The organism is Chryseobacterium sp. RR2-3-20, assembly GCF_017808115.1.
Classification (GTDB): Bacteria; Bacteroidota; Bacteroidia; order Flavobacteriales; family Weeksellaceae; genus Chryseobacterium; species Chryseobacterium oryzae.
In genome coordinates this window covers 1-21,381 of the sequence record NZ_JADQBD010000016.1, presented here as the reverse complement: position 1 = coordinate 21,381, position 21,381 = coordinate 1, and the positions used below count along the sequence as shown (strand labels likewise).

General features: G+C 33.0%; 16 protein-coding genes. 11 read left to right on the top strand and 5 right to left on the bottom strand.

Annotated features, from left to right (window positions below; translation table 11 throughout):
• The first annotated feature begins 167 nt into the window (after positions 1 to 167).
• From IV513_RS05930 to lipB, 7 genes are all read left to right on the top strand, one after another.
• Entirely contained in the window at positions 168 to 491 is a 324-nt protein-coding gene (locus tag IV513_RS05930) for a hypothetical protein (RefSeq protein ID WP_209389689.1), read from the top strand.
• A gap of 42 nt (positions 492 to 533) precedes the next feature.
• The gene (locus tag IV513_RS05925) at positions 534 to 2,498 is read left to right on the top strand and encodes an LTA synthase family protein (protein ID WP_209389688.1); all 1,965 of its coding nucleotides are present in this window, start codon (positions 534 to 536) and stop codon (positions 2,496 to 2,498) included.
• A 235-nt stretch (positions 2,499 to 2,733) separates the two neighbouring features.
• Complete coding sequence (locus IV513_RS05920) at positions 2,734 to 5,892, top strand: efflux RND transporter permease subunit (protein WP_209389687.1); 3,159 nt, start codon at positions 2,734 to 2,736, stop codon at positions 5,890 to 5,892.
• Positions 5,893 to 5,939: 47 nt separating this feature from the next.
• Entirely contained in the window at positions 5,940 to 7,157 is a 1,218-nt protein-coding gene (locus IV513_RS05915; RefSeq protein WP_245168872.1) for a TolC family protein, read from the top strand.
• Between the two features lie 35 nt (positions 7,158 to 7,192).
• Positions 7,193 to 8,320: an efflux RND transporter periplasmic adaptor subunit gene (locus tag IV513_RS05910; RefSeq protein ID WP_209389686.1), complete on the top strand. Its 1,128-nt coding sequence runs from the start codon at positions 7,193 to 7,195 to the stop codon at positions 8,318 to 8,320.
• Positions 8,321 to 8,381: 61 nt separating this feature from the next.
• Positions 8,382 to 8,951 (top strand): aminodeoxychorismate/anthranilate synthase component II, encoded by a 570-nt coding sequence (locus tag IV513_RS05905; protein WP_209389685.1) that lies wholly within the window; start codon positions 8,382 to 8,384, stop codon positions 8,949 to 8,951.
• Positions 8,952 to 9,073: 122 nt separating this feature from the next.
• Positions 9,074 to 9,811, top strand: coding sequence for a lipoyl(octanoyl) transferase LipB (gene lipB, locus IV513_RS05900; RefSeq protein WP_209389684.1), 738 nt, complete (start codon positions 9,074 to 9,076; stop codon positions 9,809 to 9,811).
• Between the two features lie 68 nt (positions 9,812 to 9,879).
• On the opposite strand, the gene IV513_RS05895 is transcribed toward lipB, so the two are convergent.
• Positions 9,880 to 10,575, bottom strand: coding sequence for a hypothetical protein (locus IV513_RS05895; protein ID WP_209389683.1), 696 nt, complete (start codon positions 10,573 to 10,575; stop codon positions 9,880 to 9,882).
• Between the two features lie 177 nt (positions 10,576 to 10,752).
• Between IV513_RS05895 and IV513_RS05890 the strand changes: the two genes are divergently transcribed.
• Positions 10,753 to 12,870 (top strand): type IA DNA topoisomerase, encoded by a 2,118-nt coding sequence (locus tag IV513_RS05890; RefSeq protein ID WP_209389682.1) that lies wholly within the window; start codon positions 10,753 to 10,755, stop codon positions 12,868 to 12,870.
• A 5-nt stretch (positions 12,871 to 12,875) separates the two neighbouring features.
• Here the strand turns inward: IV513_RS05890 and IV513_RS05885 are convergent, their stop codons facing one another.
• Both IV513_RS05885 and IV513_RS05880 read right to left on the bottom strand, forming a co-directional pair.
• A complete protein-coding gene (locus IV513_RS05885; protein ID WP_209389681.1) occupies positions 12,876 to 14,165 on the bottom strand; it encodes a hypothetical protein in 1,290 nt (429 codons plus the stop codon).
• An 81-nt stretch (positions 14,166 to 14,246) separates the two neighbouring features.
• The gene (locus IV513_RS05880) at positions 14,247 to 14,591 is read right to left on the bottom strand and encodes a MerR family transcriptional regulator (protein ID WP_209389680.1); all 345 of its coding nucleotides are present in this window, start codon (positions 14,589 to 14,591) and stop codon (positions 14,247 to 14,249) included.
• 83 nt (positions 14,592 to 14,674) lie between these two features.
• Between IV513_RS05880 and IV513_RS05875 the strand changes: the two genes are divergently transcribed.
• Entirely contained in the window at positions 14,675 to 15,568 is an 894-nt protein-coding gene (locus tag IV513_RS05875) for an SMP-30/gluconolactonase/LRE family protein (protein ID WP_209389679.1), read from the top strand.
• Positions 15,569 to 15,572: 4 nt separating this feature from the next.
• On the opposite strand, the gene IV513_RS05870 is transcribed toward IV513_RS05875, so the two are convergent.
• Positions 15,573 to 17,102: a S41 family peptidase gene (locus tag IV513_RS05870; protein ID WP_209389678.1), complete on the bottom strand. Its 1,530-nt coding sequence runs from the start codon at positions 17,100 to 17,102 to the stop codon at positions 15,573 to 15,575.
• A 193-nt stretch (positions 17,103 to 17,295) separates the two neighbouring features.
• On the opposite strand from IV513_RS05870, the gene IV513_RS05865 reads away from it, so the two are divergent.
• Positions 17,296 to 18,387, top strand: a complete 1,092-nt coding sequence (locus IV513_RS05865) for an MBL fold metallo-hydrolase (RefSeq protein ID WP_209389677.1) — start codon at positions 17,296 to 17,298, stop codon at positions 18,385 to 18,387.
• 3 nt (positions 18,388 to 18,390) lie between these two features.
• Here the strand turns inward: IV513_RS05865 and IV513_RS05860 are convergent, their stop codons facing one another.
• Positions 18,391 to 18,678 (bottom strand): GNAT family N-acetyltransferase, encoded by a 288-nt coding sequence (locus tag IV513_RS05860; protein WP_209389676.1) that lies wholly within the window; start codon positions 18,676 to 18,678, stop codon positions 18,391 to 18,393.
• A 262-nt stretch (positions 18,679 to 18,940) separates the two neighbouring features.
• Between IV513_RS05860 and IV513_RS05855 the strand changes: the two genes are divergently transcribed.
• Positions 18,941 to 21,277, top strand: a complete 2,337-nt coding sequence (locus IV513_RS05855; RefSeq protein WP_209389675.1) for an adenylate/guanylate cyclase domain-containing protein — start codon at positions 18,941 to 18,943, stop codon at positions 21,275 to 21,277.
• Positions 21,278 to 21,381 lie beyond the last annotated feature (104 nt).

Sequence of the window (21,381 nt, the reverse complement as noted above, 5' to 3'; positions counted from 1 at the left end):
TAAAAAAAATCTCTCCTTAAAATCATTCTAAATTTTAATTTAAATACAATAAGCAAGTCTATTTTTTACTTATTTTTGCAGTTCAAAATAAGTATTGATTTTTGAAGCGATTTATCATTTACTTTTGTATTGTTACGTATCTTTTTTCATTTAGTGAAATAAGACAGATGATTAAATTGCCTAATCTTATAGAGCATTACTATAAGCATAAGAATGAAAATTCTAATATTACAATTTTCTCTTTCCTTAAAATGCATTATCTTGATGAAACTGTAAAAGACGCAGATTACCAACAAGATATGAGTTTGCCTTTTAAAACTCACGACCATTCGGTAGTTTCATTTTTCAGTACACCTCCTCCAAAACTTTTAGAAATTTCTTTTGATATTCATTTTAATTTTACAGAAATCAAGAAGAATTTTTCTTATTCCGACCATTTTACTGTTTTGGAATATTCTCGTATTTTTCATCCACCTAAAGTAATTGGATAAGTTATTAATTATTCGTTCATTTTACTTAAAAGTTTACTTTTTATGAAAAACAAATTTAAAAACAGATATGCTTCTTTATTTGCATTTCTATTATTATATATTACTTTAGGATTTTTAGTAAGATTATCTCTTACACTGCTTTCTGCCACCAATATCTCAGATAATTTTTTAAAACTTTTTATCGTTTTCGGAAAAGGTTTTCTATTCGATCTTTCTGTAGGATTAAGCTTTGTGATGATCTACTCTATTTACCTTTTATTTTTTCCTTCAAGATGGATCGGGAAAAAAGCAGATCAGATTATTACCTATTTTTTGGTAACCCTTATGCTTTTTATAGCATTTTTCTCCTTTGCAGCAGAATTTCCGTTTTGGGATGAATTCAAAACAAGGTTCAACTTTATTGCGGTAGATTATCTTATTTACACTTACGAAGTTTTCGAAAATATTAACGAGTCTTATCCTATTCCTGTTATTATTTTAGGAATGACAGCGTGCATCGTTTGTGTATTTTTTCTTTTCAGAAAAAAGAAAGTTTTCAGCTACACTTTTTCAGACCGAATGAGATTCGGAAAAAGGCTGATCTACACTTCAGTTATTGTGATTTTTGGAGTTGGATTACTCAGTTTGTTAAAAAACAGACAGGCAGAATTCAGCAACAACACTTACATTAATGAATTGTCTAAAAATGGCGTATTTTCATTTTTTACTGCATTCAAGGCAAATCAGTTAGATTATACACAGTTTTATAATACCATCCCAGAAAAAGAAGCTTATTCTATACTGAAAAAAGAACTTTTACAGGATAAACAAACATATACCAATTCTAAATTTGATAATATTACCCGAAATTTTGAAGGCGACAGCACCAAAAACCCAAACATTATCCTTATTTGTATTGAAAGTTTCAGTGCAGAATTTTTACAAAAATTCGGAAATACTCAAAATCTGACTCCCAATTACGAAAATCTTGCGTCTGAAGGCGTTTTCTTTACCAATATGTTTGCTACAGGAACAAGAACGGTACGAGGCATGGAAGCTTTAACACTGAGCGTTCCTCCAACTCCGGGAAACAGCATTGTAAGAAGACCAGATAACGATCATCTTTTTTCTATTGCAACCATTTTAAGAAAAAGAAATTACGATCTTAAATTTATTTACGGTGGTGATGGATATTTTGATAATATGAATTCTTTTTTTGGAGGTCAGGGTTTTAGCATTGTAGACAGAGATCGTGGAAATCCTCTTCCCGATAATATTAAAACTGAAAGAATCAACATCGAAGATAATGAGGTAACTTTCGAAAATGCTTGGGGAATTTGTGATGAAGACATCTACAATCAGTCCATAAAAATGGCCGATAAAGAAAGCAAAAAAAACAAACCGTTTTTTCAGTTTGTTATGACGACTTCCAATCATAAACCTTATACATTCCCGGATCACAAAATCAATATGGAACAGGGAAGCCGCGAAGCAGCAGTAAGATATACCGATTTTGCTTTGGGAGAATTCATGAAAAAAGCCAGAAAAAAAGCATGGTTTAAGAATACCACTTTTGTTATTGTAGCAGATCATTGTGCAAGTAGTGCCGGAAAATGGGAAATAAATACCGAAAAACATCATATTCCTGCAGTTATTTATAATGCTGAAACTCCAAAAATGGAAGTAGGTAAATTAGTTTCTCAGATTGATTTGATGCCTACTGTATTTTCTTTATTCGGATGGAACTTCAATAATGCAACCTATGGGAAAAATATCATGGCAATGAAACCTGAAGAAGAACGTGCACTGATTGGGAATTACAGAACATTAGGATTACTGAAGAACAATATTTTCACGCAGATTAATGACCGTAAAAAAACGCAGCAGTTTATTTATAATCCTGAAAATAAAACTATTTCTAAAGAGTTAAAATCCGAGCAAAAGCCACTTAAGGATCTGACGGTTTCATACTATCAGACTGCAAGTGAACGCTTTGCCAAAGGATTAATGAAAGAGAAAAACAACTAATTTTCATCCCTTTTATCTTATTGAAAATAATCACTGCTATTTAAATTAAAAATTTGCCTAAAACTACAATTATTGATTACCGAACGGTTTTCAATAACTTGAGCTGATATCTGCATCTTTTATCTTAATATTTTGATGCAGTAATCTTGAAGTAAAAAGCATTTTTACCATTTAAATTCATTTAAAAAAAGAAAATTTATTCTTTTTTAAAGTGCCGTATCACAATCTTATAAAAATGTTAAACAAAATCATACATTTTTCCATAAAAAATAAGTTCATTATTATTTTAATGACTTTAGGACTAATCGTTTATGGAATTTTCGACTTAAGAAAACTGCCTATTGATGCAGTACCCGATATTACAGATAATCAGGTTCAGATTATTACCGTTTCCCCAAGTTTAGGAGCTCCAGACGTGGAAAGATTCATTACTTTTCCTTTAGAACAGGCAAACTACAACATACAGGGAATTAAACAGATGAGAAGTTTTTCAAGATTCGGTTTATCTGTTATTACCATTGTCTTTCATGATGATGTAGATTTGTACTTAGCCCGTCAACAGGTTTCTGAAAGGCTTCAACAGGTTTCCAAAGACATTCCACAAAGTCTTGGAACGCCATTTATGGCTCCTATTTCTACCGGTTTGGGAGAAATTTACCAGTATACGATCCGTCCGAAAGCTGGCTATGAACACCGTTACAACTCAATGCAGCTGAGAACCATACAAGACTGGATAGTGCGTCGACAGCTACTCGGAACTGAAGGCGTTGCCGATGTCGCAAGTTTTGGTGGAGATTTAAAGCAATATGAAATAGCAATTAATCCTGCCCAGCTAAAATCTATGGGCGTAACCATGTCGGAGGTTTTTGATGCTCTTCAAAAGAACAATCAAAATACAGGAGGTGCATATATCGAGAAAGGACCAAGTGTATTATTCATTAGAACCGAAGGATTAATGGGGAAAATTCCCGACATCGAAAATACTGTTGTAAAAAATTTACCAGACGGAACCCCTATTCTCATTAAAAACTTAGCAAAAGTACAATACGGAAAGGCAATAAGATATGGTGCCATGACATACAACGGAAAAGGTGAAGTTGCCGGTGCCGTGGTAATGATGATGAAGGGTGCCAATTCTAACGATGTCATCAAAAAAGTAAAAACCAAAATAGACGAAATACAGCAAACTTTACCTGAAGGAGTAAAAATAGATGCATTCTTAGACCGGACTAAAATGGTTAACAATGCCATTGGTACTGTGGAAAAAAACTTAATTGAGGGTGCATTAATTGTGGTATTTGTACTGGTTTTATTTCTTGGAAACTTCCGTGCAGGGATTTTAGTTGCTTCCATCATTCCGCTTTCTATGCTGTTTGCAATTATCATGATGAATATTTTTGGAGTTTCCGGGAACTTGATGAGTTTAGGAGCATTAGATTTCGGGTTGATTGTGGACGGAGCCGTTATTATTGTAGAAGCTGTATTACACCGTCTTCATCATCTTAAAAATATTCATAATAAGAAGTTTTCTCAATCTTTTATGGATAATGAAGTCTACAATTCGGCAAGTAAAATGATGAATTCTGCGGTTTTTGGGCAAATCATCATTCTGGTTGTTTACCTTCCGATTCTTACGCTTCAGGGAATTGAAGGAAAGATGTTTAAACCTATGGCTCAGACTGTTATATTTGCGCTTTTAGGAGCATTTATTCTTTCTTTAACATACGTACCGATGATGAGTTCTCTGTTTTTATCGAAAAAAAGCAGTCATAAAAAGAATTTTTCAGACCGGATGATGGAAAAAGCAGAAGCATACTACCATGCAAGTCTTCATAAAATTCTGAGAATTCCTAATCTTATCTTTTTTAGTGTAGTAGGTATATTTTTTATTGCCATTTTCGTAATGTCTAGATTAGGCGGAGAATTTATCCCAAGTCTTCCGGAAGGAGATTTTGCAGTAGAAACACGGGTTTTACCTGGAAGCAACCTGAAAACAACCACGGAAGCAGTATTAAAATCTCAACAGATTTTGCTTAAAAAATTCCCTGAAATTGAAGAAATAGTAGGAAAAACCGGAAGCTCCGAAATACCTACCGATCCTATGCCCATTGATGCAAGCGATATGATGGTAATTCTAAAGCCAAGATCCGAATGGACTTCTGCCAAATCTTACGATGAACTTTCAGAAAAAATGTCTGCAGAACTCAAGAAAAATATGCTTGGGGTAACTTACTCTTTTCAATATCCTGTGGCAATGCGTTTCAATGAGCTTATGACAGGAGCAAGACAAGATGTTGTCTGCAAAATTTTCGGAGAAAATCTGGATACGTTAAAGATATATGCAGAAAAATTGGGAGCAATATCTAAAAAAATCAACGGAGCACAAAATATTTATGTAGAACCTATCTCCGGATTGCCTCAAATTGTTATTTCTTATAAAAGAGAAGCAATGTCTCAGTTTGGTTTAAGCGTAAATGATGTTAATAATATTGTAAATACTGCATTTGCTGGTCAGTCCACAGGTTCTGTTTTCGAAGGCGAGAAAAAGTTTGATTTGGTAGTTCGGCTAGACGGAAATCAAAGAAAAAATGTTGAAGATGTTAATAATCTTCTCATTCCGACCTCAACAGGAATAGAAATACCTTTAAGTAGTGTTGCAGATGTTCAGCTTAAAGAAAGTGTCAATCAAATTCAAAGAGAAAATGCACAAAGAAGAATTATTGTAGGCTTTAATGTAAAAAACAGAGACATACAGTCTACCGTAGAAGATTTACAGAAAAAGGTCGAAAAAGAACTAAAACTTCCTGCGGGTTATTCTATTAAATATGGCGGAACATTCGAAAATCTTCAGCAAGCTAAATCCCGTCTTGCAATAGCCGTTCCTGTTAGTTTACTTTTAATTTTACTGATGTTGTATTTTTCTTTCAGATCCATTAAATACGGTTTATTAATTTTTTCTGCCATTCCACTTTCGGCAATCGGAGGAATATTTTCTCTTTGGTTAAGAGATATGAATTTCAGTATTTCTGCCGGAGTTGGTTTTATTGCTCTTTTCGGTGTAGCGGTGCTTAACGGAATAGTTCTGATTGCAGAATTTAACCGCCAAAAAGAAAAACATTCGGATTTGAACGATGTTGTAAAAATTGGTGGGAAAACCAGACTAAGACCTGTTTTAATGACTGCCTTTGTTGCGTCTCTCGGTTTTTTACCAATGGCACTCAGCAATGGTGAAGGTGCAGAAGTACAAAGACCTTTGGCAACTGTGGTAATTGGCGGACTTCTCTTGGCAACTTTCCTCACCTTGTACCTTTTACCCATAATGTACATTTGGTTTGAAAGACATTTTCCTGCTAAAAAAAGAAAATTGGCAGAAACAGATGAACCAAAAATTTAAAATTCCAACCTTAATTAAAACATTTTGCCTTGAGCAAAACCTAAAATATGAACAATAAATTCTTAAAAATAATAATACTGCTGATCTTCGGAAACGCAGTCTGCCAAACTCCAGTATCATTAGAAACTGCTATAGATAAGGCTTTCAAGAATAATTTGAATCTTAAAAGCGGTACATTGCAAATTACTTATCAGGAAAAAATGAAAAAATCTGCCGTAGTAATTGATCCGCTAAATATTTCGGCGGAAGTTGGACAGATGAATTCATTTTACATGGATAACAAATTCTCTGTAAGCCAAAGCATTCGTCTTCCGAAATTTTATAATGCACAGAAAAATTTATTGCTAGAAGAATGGAAAAGCTCTGTAATTAATTTAGAACTTCAAAAATGGCAGCTTAAACGAGAAATTTCATTGGTTTATAATGAACTGAGTTATTTTACAGAAAAAAGAGAACTGCTTAAAAAAGTTGAAAATATTTTTACTCAATATTTCAAAAGAGCAGATTTACGCCTAAAAAAGGGAGAAAGTAACATATTGGAAAAATCTACCGCCGAAAATTTGAGAAGTCAGGCAGAAATACAGTTGAATGCTTTAGAAAAAGACCGGGAAATTGCTATTCAAAAGCTGAGTTTTCTGATTAATGACGGGAATCTTTATGAAAATGAACCGTTAAAATATTCCAGCTTGAATTTTAACTTATTGAATTCTGACTTTCAGGGAAACCCGATTGTTCTAAAACAGCTTGAACAGGAAAAAAACATCCAAAATGCAAAACTGAGAACCGAAAAAGCAAAACTAAGCCCTACATTCAACATTGCTTACAACAATATGAGCATGTACGGAAATGGTGCAGACAATAAATTCTACGAACGTTCTGCAAGATTTCATTCGGGAATGATTGGGATTGGAGTACCCATTTTCAATTCTGCACAGAAATCGGTGATTGAAGCACAAAAAGTCAATCAGCAAATCGCAGAAAACAATTATCAGTTCGGTTTGATAAATCTTAAAAATCAGTATGCACAAACTTTCGGACAATATCAAAAAATCAATACAGAAATCGCTTACTATCAAAAAACAGGGCTTCAGAACAGTGAAACTATTTTGAAAACTGCCAATGACCAATATTATAACGGAGAAATTAATTATCTGGAATGGACAATTTTAGTTAATCAGTCATTCGAAATTCAAAACAAATACATCGACAGATTGAAAGATCTGAATGATAAAATTATTGAACTGAATGCATTAGCAACTGAATAAAAATAAAACTGTCTTTAAAAAAAATTAAGATTACAATGAAAAATATATTCTTATTATCAACCCTATTTCTCATCTTTTCTTGTGGAAAGGAAGAGGTAAAAAAAGAAAAATTCGAAACTGTAGCTGCCGAAAACCAGATTACTTTAAACGATGCTCAGATGAAAAATGCGGGAATAGAAACCGGAATTTTAGGTAAAGAAGAAATCTCGGCAAAAATTACCATCAACGGAACGGTAGATGTACCTCCACAGAATCTGGCAAGTGTTTCTTCACCAAGCGGAGGCTATGTAAAATTCACCAAATTTATGCCCGGAATGCATGTAAATAAAGGAGAAACTCTTGCAATTTTAGAAGATCCACAAATTGTGCAACTGCAACAAGATTATCTTTTGGCAAAATCTAATTTGAGCTATGCTAAAAAAGATTACAGCAGACAAAGCGACCTTAACAAGAGTAAAGCTTCCTCCGATAAAGTAATGCAGCAAGCTCAAACAGAAGCTCAAAACCAGAATATTATGATGCGAGGAATGGCAGAAAAACTAAGAACAATGGGCATTAATCCCGAAAATCTAAATGCCGGAAACATCAGAAGAAGTATTTCTGTTTCTTCGCCGGTTTCGGGTTATATTTCCAGTGTAAACGTGAAAATCGGGCAATACGTTTCGCCAACGGATAAACTTTTCGAAATCGTTAATACCGACGATGTTCATTTGGCTCTTACGGTTTTTGAGAAAGATCTGAACAAAATTTCTGTAGGACAAATGGTTTATGCCTACACCAATCAGAATCCCGACAAGAAATACGCTGCTAAAATTATTCTAATCGGAAAAGATTTTCAGCCGGACAGAAGCGTTATTATACATTGTCATTTTATAGATTATGATAAAAATCTAATCCCCGGAACATACATGAATGCAGAAATAGAAACCCATAGTGAAACTGGCAATACCGTTCCTGATGATGCCGTTATTACCTGGGAAAGCAAGCAATATATTTTCCAACAAATTAAGCCAAAAACTTACAAAATGACAGAGGTAAAAATTGGTAATTCTGAAAATGGAAGAACAGAAATTTTTATGCTAAATCCTAATCTAATGAACCAAAAATTTGTTACAAAAGGTGCCTATAACCTTTTGATGGGACTGAAAAATGTAGAAGAATAACGGTGCAAAATAGTATATAAAAATTGATTGCTATTTTATAAATTCGCATCCAAATTGAACGATGAAAATTTTAGTTCTAGACAATTACGACAGCTTTACCTATAATCTTGTTCAGATGGTGGAACAGATTGTGGGTAAAACTGTTACGGTTGCCAAAAATGACTCCATACAACTCCCGGAAATTGAGGAATTTGATAAAATCATTCTTTCTCCTGGTCCCGGAATTCCCTCAGAAGCCGGAATTTTACTGGAACTGATAAAAAAATATGCTTCTAAAAAAAGTATTTTGGGTGTTTGCTTAGGTCAACAAGCAATTGCTGAAGCATTTGGTGGAAGTTTAATGAACCTTAGCCAAATTTTTCACGGCGTCTCTACTCCTACCCATATTTTAAAGAAAGATTCTCAACTTTTCAGAAATATCCCTGATAAATTTGAAGCCGGAAGATATCACAGTTGGGTAGTAAACCGAGAAAATTTCCCCCAAGAGCTGGAAATAACTGCCGATGACGAAAATGGGATGATTATGGCACTTCAGCATAAACAATATCCTGTTTTTGGGGTACAGTTTCACCCGGAAAGCATCTTGACTCCACAGGGAAAAAACATCATCCGTAATTTTGTTTTAGATTGATACATCAAAATATTTATGAATTACACATTTGAGAATCTACACTTTAGATAAATACTACTAAATGATATTAATGAATTTAAGAACGGTTAAAAAACGCTAAATTTGTACTATCGAAATCGCTTATGAACACACATCAAAATAAAATAGTAGAATTTGAAGATTTAGGAACAAGAGAATATCAGTCTTCCTGGGATTATCAGGAGTCGCTGATGAAAAATATTATCGATCTTAAAATAAAAAACCGCGATCTTCCTGAAGAGGATCACATCATAACTCCCAATCATTTTCTTTTGGTAGAACATCCGCATGTTTATACTTTAGGAAAAAGTGGACACGAAGAAAATATGCTCGCAGGAATAGATAAACTAAAGGAAATTGATGCAACATTTGTAAAAGTAAACCGAGGCGGAGATATTACTTACCACGGATACGGACAAATTGTAGGCTACCCTATTCTCGATCTTGAAAATTTCTTCACAGACATCCATAAGTATATGAGGAATTTGGAAGAAGTTATTATTCGTACCATCGCAGAATTTGGATTGAAAGGAGAAAGATCCGAAGGAGAAACCGGTGTTTGGCTGGATGTGGGAAAACCTTACGCGAGAAAAATCTGTGCAATGGGTGTAAAAGCTTCCCGCTGGGTAACGTTACATGGTTTTGCCCTGAATGTAAATACAGATATGCGTTACTTCGAATACATTATCCCTTGTGGAATTAAAGATAAACAGGTAACTTCTCTAAAAAGAGAATTGGAAAGAGAACTTAGTGCTGAAGAAATGGAAAGCATTAAAACTAAAATTAAAAAACATTTTACCGATGTTTTTGAAGCCGAACTAACGGATAAAAAAGCAATTTAAAAAAATAAAAAAGCCTTGCACAAAATTGTACAAGGCTTTTTTATCTTAGTAACATCTTTAAAAAATAATTATTGCTGTCCTGAGATATTAACATTGTCGAAATAAAAGTCTGTAAGATTCGTTACCAATACGGACGGATCTCCATTGTAATAATAGGTTTTACCATCTTGTTCACCTGCATAAAGATCAAACTCTTGTTCTGTAGTAATCGTACGGGAAGCATTTTTTAGTTTATCAGTCATTGTTACCAAAAGCTTCTTTAATAATTCTGGTTTAACGGTTTTTAGATTTTTAAAATCGAACTGTTTTTTTTCTTCATCATTTAATTGCTCCGGAACTTTGAAAGTTACATCATAAACATAGTGAGCAATTTTTTGGTTTTCTACATATTCATTATCCACCATCTTTACAGATTTCAATTTGTACACTGGATTTCTGAAATTATGCAGCATTGCATCAAAATAAGCTTTTGTTTCAGCTTTATTGGCAGATGCAGTGGCTTTAGAAAACATAGACAAAAAATTATCAACCATAGCGTTATCATTTTCAGACATTAGGCTGGGATCGAACTGATACATATCTTGTCCCTCAACAGTTGGTCTTTGGTAATCGTTAAGTGCTTTTTGTGCTGTTACATCATTTTTAACCCAAGAATTAAAATAGAGATCGAAAACTTCTTTTGCAGGTTTTGCTTCTTTCTGAGCACTTACTAACTGAAAAGCCAATGTGATGATGGCAACGAATAGAAATCTTGTTTTTTTCATTATTTATAGTTTGGGCAAAAATAAATTAAATAGTTTAAAAGACAAAAAATTTAAGTATTTGAAGAGGTATTTCTAAATCTGATTAACTTCTTTTTTAACTATATAAAAATCTAAAAATGATATTCAAATTCAAAAAAAATCCCGAATTTTGCAGCCCTTCCAATAATCTCATTATTCATGAAACTTTGTATTGCCGAAAAACCTAGCGTTGCCAAAGATATTGCCAAAGTTTTAGGAGCCACCATGCCTAAACAGGGATACATGGAAGGAAACGGATATTGTGTTACATGGACCTTCGGGCATCTCTGTACCTTGAAAGAACCCCACGATTATGGGCCGCAATACAAATCCTGGAATCTTTTTCTGCTCCCCATCATTCCTAACAATTTCGGAATTAAACTTATTTCCAATAAAGGCGTAGAAAACCAATTTAAAGTAATCGAAAAATTAGTGGCAGAATGTGATGAAGTTATTAATTGCGGGGATGCCGGACAAGAAGGAGAACTCATCCAAAGATGGGTTTTACAGAAATCGAAATGCAACAAACCGATAAAAAGATTATGGATTTCTTCTCTTACGGAAGAAGCTATAAAAGAAGGATTTGCAAGTTTAAAACCCGCCGAAGATTATAAAAATTTATATCTTGCAGGAAATGCAAGGGCTATTGGAGATTGGCTTTTGGGAATAAATGCAACACGTCTTTTCACTAAAAAATTTGGTGGAAATAAAGCTGTACTTTCTATTGGAAGAGTTCAGACCCCTACTCTTGCAATGCTAGTTCAGCGTCAGAAAGAAATTGATGCTTTTACTACTGAAGAATATTGGGAACTCAAAACCAAATACCGTGAAGTTATTTTTAATGCCGCAATAGACAGACTAAAAAATTTAGATCGTGCAGAAAAAGGACTGGAATATTTAAAACAAAATTCTTTTGAGATTGTTTCGTTCGAAATTAAAGAAGGGAAAGAAAAAAATCCCCGACTTTTCGATTTGACGGGACTTCAGGTAGAAGCCAACAAAAAATACGGATATTCTGCAGAAAATACTTTAAATTATATCCAAAGCCTTTACGAAAAGAAACACGTTACTTATCCCCGTGTAGATACCACTTATTTATCTGAAAGTCTATATCCTAAAATAGAAGGAATTCTAAGGAACATGAAATTTTATCAGGAACTGATAGCTCCTTTACTTCAAGCTCCTATTCCTAAGTCTAAAGCAGTTTTTGACAATACTAAAGTTACCGATCACCATGCGATTATTCCTACCGAAATACCGCCTTCACAGAATTTAAGCAGAGAAGAAAAACTGATTTATGATTTAATTGCCAAAAGATTTATTTCGGTTTTTTATCCTGAATGTAAAATATCTAATACTCTTGTAGAGGCAAAAGTAGGAACTATACCTTTTAAAACCAGCGGAAAACAAATTCTAGAACCGGGTTGGAGAGCAGTTTACGCAAAAGAACCAAAAGAAGAAACATCAGAAAAAGATAAGGAAGAAGAACAGACCATCCCAGAATTTGTAGCAGGAGAAACAGGACCGCATGATCCTATCATTCATCAGGGAAAAACATCTCCACCCAAGCCTTATACAGAAGCCACCCTTCTAAGAGCCATGGAAACCGCAGGAAAACAAGTGGATGATGAAGAACTTCGAGAAATGATGAAAAATAACGGAATAGGAAGACCTTCTACCCGTGCCAATATTATCGAAACTCTTTTTAAAAGGAAATATATTGAGAAAAAAAGAAAAAATCTCATTGCAACACCTACAGGAATACAGCTAATTGATACTATTGAAGATGAGTTACTTAAAAGCCCGGAACTTACGGGAGAATGGGAACTTAAACTCCGCAAAATAGAAAAAGGAGAATACGAAGCCAACCAGTTTAAAGACGAACTTATCCAAATGGTTACCGAACTTACAAAAAAGGTAGTCGATGGTAAAGGCAAAGTTATCACTTTAGAAGAAGAAAAAACGGAACCTAAAGAAAAGAAAAAACGAGAACCTGCTGTAAAAAAAGAACAGCAATCTTGGGAAGAAACCCTATGCCCTAAATGCCAAAATCATCATTTAATGAAAGGCAAAACAGCGGTAGGCTGTTCCGATTTTAAAAATTGTGGTTTTAAAATCTCTTTTGAAATTTTCGGAAAAAAGCTTTCAGAAAAACAGTTGATGGATCTGGTTATTAAAGGAAAAACTTCAAAACTGAAAGGTTTTACTGCTCATCCTGAAAATTTAACCGAAGGGGTTATTGCTTTGTCGCCCGAATTCATCACCACTCTGTCCTAATGCTATTATTTCAGATAAAGTTTCATTCTCGCTTCGTATTCCGGCTTGGTTTTCAATAACTTCCAAATTTTACGGTCATCGGGATTGCTTATTCGGTAATAGATAATTTTGTCAGCAGAATATTTAAAGTAAGGATGATTTTTCAGCCAATCTTCGGGTGCATCCACCAAAGTATATCTTTCCACTTTTGAATTGTCCAAAGGAGCGATGCTTAAAAGTTTCTGTACCAATTCTTTATCAATATTATAGGTTTCCAGAATTTGTTCTTTTGTCATGAATCCGCCAAGCTTTTTACGAAAACCAATCATAGAACCGGCACTTTTTTCATCCAACCCGAATTCCAAAAGTTGTTTAAAAGTGATAGAATTCATATCTGTTTTAGAAAAATCTGTTTTTTCCTGTTTCAGTTCTGTCTTTGCTGAAGGTTTATTATTTATTGTTGAAGGATCTAGTCTGATAAAACTTTTCAGCACATCGAATTTCTCTTTAGAAATTACAAAGCAGTTTTTAATATCATCCAAACTTCTGAAATTTCCTTTGAGATTTCTGTCGCGGTAATTAACAATTACAGTTGCCTGTTTTTCGGAAAATCCTAAACCTATCCAACCTTTAACATCCAAAGAATTAGGATTAAATGGCTCTAAACGAACATTTGATGCAGATTTTGAAGCGTAAGAATTAAAATTGACAGGAGTTTTAGCAGGCAGAATAAGAAAAGGTTCCAATTTTTTATAGTTTTCATCATTAATAATGAAACAGTCCTTAAATTTTTCTTTGCTTACAAAACTTCCGCCCAAATAATCTTTGTATTTTAAAATTGCAGCAGACTGTTTTTCAGAAAAGCCCATTTTGCGCCAATCGGCTTCGGAAAAATGATCCGGATTGAATTTTCCGCTGATTATAAGAGATTTTTTATCTGCAAAACTGTTACTGAAATTAGATGTAGATTTCCCATTATCCGGAAGCAGTAAAAATGGTTCAAGCTGGGCATATTTTTCTTTAGAAACAGCAAAACATTTCCTGAATTGTTCTTTGGAAATAAAATTTCCTCCGACAATATCTTTATATTTTAAAATTGTTCGGCTCTGATTTTCAGAAAATCCCAATTTCTGCCATTCTTCAGAATCTAAATCATTAGGATTGAATTCGGACAAAATGATATTGGAGGAAGCATCTTCTACAAAACTTATTTCAGGAAATTTGCTTTCCTTATGGTCCGTATATTTTTTAAAAGCAAGCAAAGTAAGGAAAGAAACTCCAAGAATTGCCATTTTACGGTAATAATTATTTCTCATCTTTAGTGTGTTTTTATTACATTAAAGATAAAAAATAATTGAATCGGATTTAAAAAAAATAAAAATTTTAATAAAAAAACACTAATCTTGATCTTTCTCCACCAAAGAATCTTTAAGTTTGAGAAGTTCTGCCTTTACAAATTCTAGTCGGTCTATAAGGGTAACGGTTTCAGAAATTTTACTGTTTGTAGTGAGTGCAATTCTTGCTCCATCCAACGTATATCCCTTTTCTTTTACCAAATGGTAAATAATTTTGAAATTTTTAATGTCTTCCGGAGTAAAATAACGGTTGCCTTTTTTATTTTTCTTAGGTTTAATAATAGGAAACTCCTGCTCCCAATATCTTATTAATGAAGCATTTACATCGAATGCTTTGGCTACTTCTCCTATAGAATAATACAGTTTGTCGGGTAAATTTGTCTTCATTACATTAAATCCTGAAAATTCAAAGATAAAATTTTTGAAACTACATCACAAATCGTAAATTGTCTGCCATTAAATTTTATGAAATGAATAACGGAAAAGTTTTGTCTTTTGTTGGTTTGGTTTTGGTATTATTCAGTTGCCAATCAACAAAATATAAAAATATGTTTAAAGAAAATACTGAGCCAAAATTAATTTCAAACCATTTCAGTTTTACTGAAGGACCTGCAACAGACAAAACGGGAAACGTTTATTTCACAGATCAGCCCAACGACAAAATATATTTTTGGGACTGGAAAACAGATAAAATCGAATTATTTTTAGACAAAACAGGTCGTGCGAATGGTACTTTTTTCGATAAAAACGACAATCTTATTACCTGTTCCGATAACAAAGGAGAAATATGGAAAATCGGCAAAGATAAATCTGTAGAAATTTTATCTAAAGGTTTTGAAGGAAAAAGACTGAACGGTCCCAATGATCTTTGGATTGATGAATTGGGCGGAATGTATTTTACAGATCCTTTGTACAACCGAGAATACTGGACTGATTTCAAAGTTGAAATCCCAGAAAAACACCTGTATTACCGTAATAAAAACGGTAAAATATCAAGGCTTGAAAAATTTGTTCAACCCAACGGAATTATTGGCAGCCAAATCTTAAAAAAACTTTATGTTTCTGATATTGATGCCAATAAAACATACGTTTATGATATTTTAGGGGAAGGAAAACTTTCAGAAAAAAAGCTCTTCTGTGAAATGGGCTCAGATGGAATGACTCTTGATGAAGAAGGAAATCTTTACCTTACAGGTGATGGCGTTACCGTTTTTAACCGTAAAGGAGAAAAAATTCACCACATTAAAGTTCCCGAAAAATGGACGGCAAATGTAACTTTCGGAGGAGAAAAAAACAATATCCTTTTTATTACGGCTTCAAATTCGGTATATACTTTGGAAACCCATACAAAAGGAATTAAATAATGTTTTAGTTTTTATCCGCAGAAATTTTATTTAAAATCCATTGCAGCTGAACATCTTTTTTATCTATAATATCCTGTAAACTTTCTGTAACGGGAATATTCGGGAATACTCCTCTATGCTTTTCGTCGAAATTTATATTGGGCTGTACTAAAAGCAAACCGATTGGCAGGTCTATCTTAGAATGCGGAAGTTTTTGGTAAGAATAAAATCCGGCAACAGTTCCGTCATTGGCTCCGCCGGTTTCCTCTCCTACCAAAACAGCCCTTTCATCATTCTTCAGTTTTGATGAGAAAACTGAGGAAGCCGAAAAGCTGCTGCCATTAATCAAAACATATATTTTCCCCTTAAAACAATCTTCTTTTGGCTTTGTAGGCTTATTTTCTTTCATTTTATAATAGGAAATTCCATCTTTACCTTTATAAACACTCAATAAATGATGAAAAAAGAAACCTGGATAAGCAAATGTCTTGAAAGTATAATTAATAGGATTTGTTTTTCGGAAATAATTGGTTCTGAAAGGACTCATTCTTGAGGTAAGCTGAGATGGTTTTATCAGTACAAAAGGTTTTTGAACAAGATACGAATACAAATCGTTAATTTCTGATAGAGAACCACCATAATTATCCCTGACATCAATAATCAGATAAGAGGAACGGGCTTTTTTTATTTCTGAAAATGTCTGTTTGTAAAATTTCTCAGAATAAGTTCCGGAAAAACTTTTAATCTTGATATAAGCAATCGCACTGTCTTTATCTAAAAATCTGAAACTTCTGTTGTAAGAATTACTGAATGCTACATAATCGTTCACCTTTTTTTCGGGTGTTCTTTTAGAATCTATTTTCTCTTTTGCCAGTTCTTTTTCATTTTTAACATCTCTTTTTAATGTGATGAGTTTTACTTCTTTATTATAAAGAGTTTTTATTTTTGCACTGTCTAAAATCCCTTTTTCGGCTACATAAAAATTAAAAAAAGTATCACTGAGAAAATACCGCTGAAAAGTCTTATTATCGCCGTCACTATTAATAAGTGCACTGTATTTTTTTATATATTTGGATACCGGTTCATTATTTATTTCAAGCAGTTCGGTTCCGGGTACAATATTTTTAATAGAATCTTTATTCTCCGTAAAGTAGAGATGATTATTTTCTATACGGTATTCGAATCTCCCAAAAAGACCTTTTTTGTTTTTTAAAGTTTTAATTTCTTTTCTTGATAGCCTTCTGGACGGAATTTTAAGAGAAAGATGTCCTTCTTTGATTTGAGCGATAATTGGCTGCAATTTAAAATAAAACTGAACAGAATTGAGTGGTTTATTAATGGTAGCTTTAAGACTGTCGAACTTAAAATCGAGTTGTTCTTTTGAAATATACCAGTAAAGTTTCGGATGAAGTTGTTGAAGTTTAGAATAGGTAAAATCTACATCTTCTCTGAGATTTTCCGGCGAAATCATTTCCAACATTTGTTCGTTATGGTTTTTCACAGAACTGCAGGAAGTCATAATGAAAACAAGAGCCGTAATACAGAAATATTTCAAGGTCGGTTTTTTGTTAACGAATGTAGTAAACTTTATTTAAATTTTGAAAGTTATCTTAACATACAATAGCTTTCCGTTTTTTAAATCCTTATCCCGAATTCATGGAATATTAATCATTTCGGATGTTCAAATAAAGTAAAACAGAAATTCATTCGTCAGAATAAAAAGTTGATTATCTAAAAAAAAAATATAAATGATTTATTTTCTTGCGGTTTTAGTTGTATTAGCAATTTCTGCATATTTCATTCTTTCGTCCGAAGTTTTTGGTGCAAAGCCCAGTGGTAAACGTCTGGAAAGAATTTTAAAGTCTGAAAACTATCGTGATAAACAATTTCAGAACCAAAGTTTTACTCCTCAGTTTGCCGAAGGTTATTCCATGCCGAAAGTGATGAAAGATTTTTTTTTCGGAAAGAAAGATCCTTTGCTTAAGCCGAATAAAGCAATTCCAATAATAAAGACTGATCTTAAAAATCTCCCTCATGATAAAAATATGTTCATTTGGCTAGGACATTCATCTTATTTTCTGAAAATTGATGGTATTTCTTTTTTAATTGACCCTGTTTTGAGTAAATATGGTTCTCCGTTTCCTATATTCAACAAAGCTTTTGAAGGTTCAGATTTTTTTAAACCACAAGACGTACCGAATATTGATTATCTTGTGATTACTCATGACCATTACGATCATTTGGATTACCCTACGGTAAAGGCAATTCGCAATAGAGTGGATAAAGTTATTGTACCTCTTGGAGTGGGTTCTCATTTCGAAAAATGGGGATATTCTGAAAATCAGATTATTGAGGAAGATTGGGGAGCAACGGTTCAACTTAAAAATAATTTCAGGATTTCTTATACTCCTGCAAGACATTTTTCGGGGAGAAAATTCAGCAGAAACAATACTTTATGGACTTCTTATGTGCTGGAATCTCCATCTTTAAAAATATTTTTGGGCGGTGACAGCGGTTATGATGCTCATTTCAAAAATATAGGAGAAAAATTCGGACCTTTTGATTTTGCCATTCTTGAAAATGGACAGTATAATGAAGCTTGGAAATACATTCACGCACTTCCTGAAGATGTGGTTCAGGCAAGTTTAGATATTAATGCAAAAAATATTATTCCTGTACATTCGGGGAAATTTGCTTTGGCACTACATCCTTGGAATGAACCGCTACAAAAAATAACCGATTTATCTAATGGTTTGAACATCAAAATCTCAACTCCAAAAATTGGCGAAATTCTGGATCTAAATAATACTGAAAATGAATTTGAAGCTTGGTGGAAATAAAAACTAATCGTGCCAAATGCCTTTATATCTTTTCGGATGATTTTCCAGTTGTTGTCTTACAAAATCACACTCAGGATCTATCATTAAATCTTTATCTTCTGCATAATTTACCAGTTTATCTAAAAGAAGTTTGGCAAAACCATGACCTTCGTACTTTTCGTCTATTTTGGTAAAATGCACATTCAGCAATCTTCCATCCAATGATATAGACATAAAACCGACTTTTTCATCATCTATGTAAAGTTGCAGTTCGTCCTGATAAGGAGATATTTCAAATTTTATATTATTCATAATAATTATTTTTATGTTGGTGAATTGGTAAATATTTCATCTTAGAAATACGAAAAATAAATTAAAGAAGAATATTATCATTAAGAATTTACAAAAAACCGGTATTAAAGAAAATACTAGTTATTTAGAATTTAAAACTGTTTTTTAATAAATTTCACCTTTTTATGATTAAAAATCCTTCACAATTTAAAACTTTGAAGGATTTTTATTTATAGAGGTTAAACTTTTCTTATTTTTGTGAAAACCTAATAAAACCGCTGTCTTGAAGAAGCAATATTCTCTCTTTTTCTTAATATTCCTTTTTTCTTTTGGTATCAATTTTTATCATGCTCAGGATTCAAAAGAAATTACAAGTCTAAAAAACAAATTAAACGCGGCAAAAATTGATATTGACCGGGCAAAACTGTCAGAAGAAATAGCCAATACTTATATTGATACCAAAAATATAGATAGTGCTTTAGTCTATGGGAAAATTAGTTTATCTAGCTATAAAAAGTTAAATAATATCGAACAAATAGGCAGATCTAATCTTTTCATCGGTAATCTTCTCACCCAAAAAATGAATATAGCCGAGAGCGAAAAGTACCTCATTGAAGCCGAAAAATATCTGAATAAAACTGAAAATTACGATAAAAGAGCTTTAAATTACTATTTGTTAGCATCCGTAAATTCAATAAACAAAAATTCTAAAGTAGCGAATGAATATTGCAATCTTATTTTAAATCTTGACCAGCAAAAAAAGATAAAAGATAAAAAACTGGTGCTTTTAGCCTATCAAAGATTATTTCAAAATAATTTTGCACAAGAAAATCCGGTACAGGGCTACAAATCTTTAAACACTTACATAGAATTCACCAAAGCAAATTTCCCTGAATATTTATACCAAGCATATAATTTGGCGGGTATATTTTACCTTTCAAACAAAGATTTCAGAAAATCATTAAAGTATTTTGACGAAAGTTTAACTCTAGCCAATAAAAGTAAAGACGACTTTAAAATTGCCAATTCTAAAATGTTTATAGGAAACATTTATTCTGAAACGAAGCAATACGAAAAAGCACGCACTTTCCTGGAAGATTCTAAGCAGTATTTTGAAAAAAACAAACTGAACGACAACTTAAAAATGATTTACTATTATCTTTCGGATATAGATTTCAAACAAAAAAAATATGAAAAAGCTGAAACCGAAATCAATAAATCCTTAGCATTAAGTTCGGACAAAGACCCGATGTATAATTACTATGTATGTCAGAAAGGACTTATTAATCTGAATGGATTATTAGACGAAAATATCGATTTTAAAACGAATCTCGAAAAACAGAACGAACTAAAAAATCTCATTCGTCTTCAATCTCAAAATTTAGACTATTTTGAAAACCAAAAAACGATTGTTGCATCAGAAATCTTTATTCAAAATTATGAGGCGTTGTACAAAGCCTACGAAAAGCTTGGAAATTATGAAAAAGCATTATTTTATCTGAAAAAATTTGATGCAAAAAATGAGGAAACGTATGGCTTAGAAAAAATGAAATCTTTTGCCGACACTCAGTCAGATTTTGAATTGCAGGAACAAAAGGCAAAAATAGAATTACAAGAGCAAACCAAAAGATTTCAGCTTCAAAAAGAAATAGAGCTCAAAGCTTTGAAATTCGAATACGAAAAGAAACAAGCTGCCGCCAAAACCGAAGAAGAACGAAGAAGATTGCTTTTGGAGGAAGATTTAAAGCGAAAAGAAATTCAGATAAAATATGAAGAACAGCAAAAAGCTGTCAATCTGAAGTTTTTAAAAGAAAAAGAAATTTCTAAAATAAATCAGGAGAAAAAAGATGCCGTTGCCAAAGCAGAGTTAGAGACTTCAAAGTCTGAAAAAAATATGTGGGCAATAGGAGCCGCTTTATCGCTTCTTTTGCTTGGTTTTGCCGGTTATTCTTACAACCAAAAGCGTAAAGACAATAAAAAAATCGCAGAAGAAAAGCAAAAATCAGAAAATCTGTTATTAAATATCCTTCCTCATGAAGTTGCAGAAGAACTGAAAGAAAAAGGTACTACAAGTGCAAAACATTTTGATGAAGTTTCTGTCATCTTTACAGATTTTGTAAATTTTACTGCAAATTCCGAAAAAATAGGCGTACAGGAAGTTTTGAATGAACTGAATATCTGCTTTACCGAATTCGACAGCATTATGGAAAAACATGGTCTGGAGAAAATAAAAACCATTGGAGATGCCTATTTGGCGGTGAGCGGTTTACCTGTTTCCAACAAAGAACATGCAAAAAATGCCATAAAGGCAAGTTTGGAAATTCTTTCTTATATTCAGCAACGTAAACTACAGCATCCTAATGCTTTGGACATTCGGATTGGTATTCATTCAGGACCTTTAATTGCGGGAATTGTTGGCGTGAAAAAATTTGCCTATGATATTTGGGGAGATACCGTGAATACCGCTGCAAGAATGGAACAAAACAGTGCTTCCGGAAAATTGAATATTTCCGAAGCCACGTACCAACTGGTAAAAGATGATTTCGTTTTTGAGTATCGGGGAAAAATTGAAACCAAAGGCAAAGGTGCAATGGATATGTATTTTGTAAGCCCATCGTAATTTAAATTATGAATATCCGTAATTTATCATAACTTTTGTATATTTGTAGTAATCAAACAATTAGATATGAATTTATTCAGTTTTTCAGCACATTTTGGGACAGA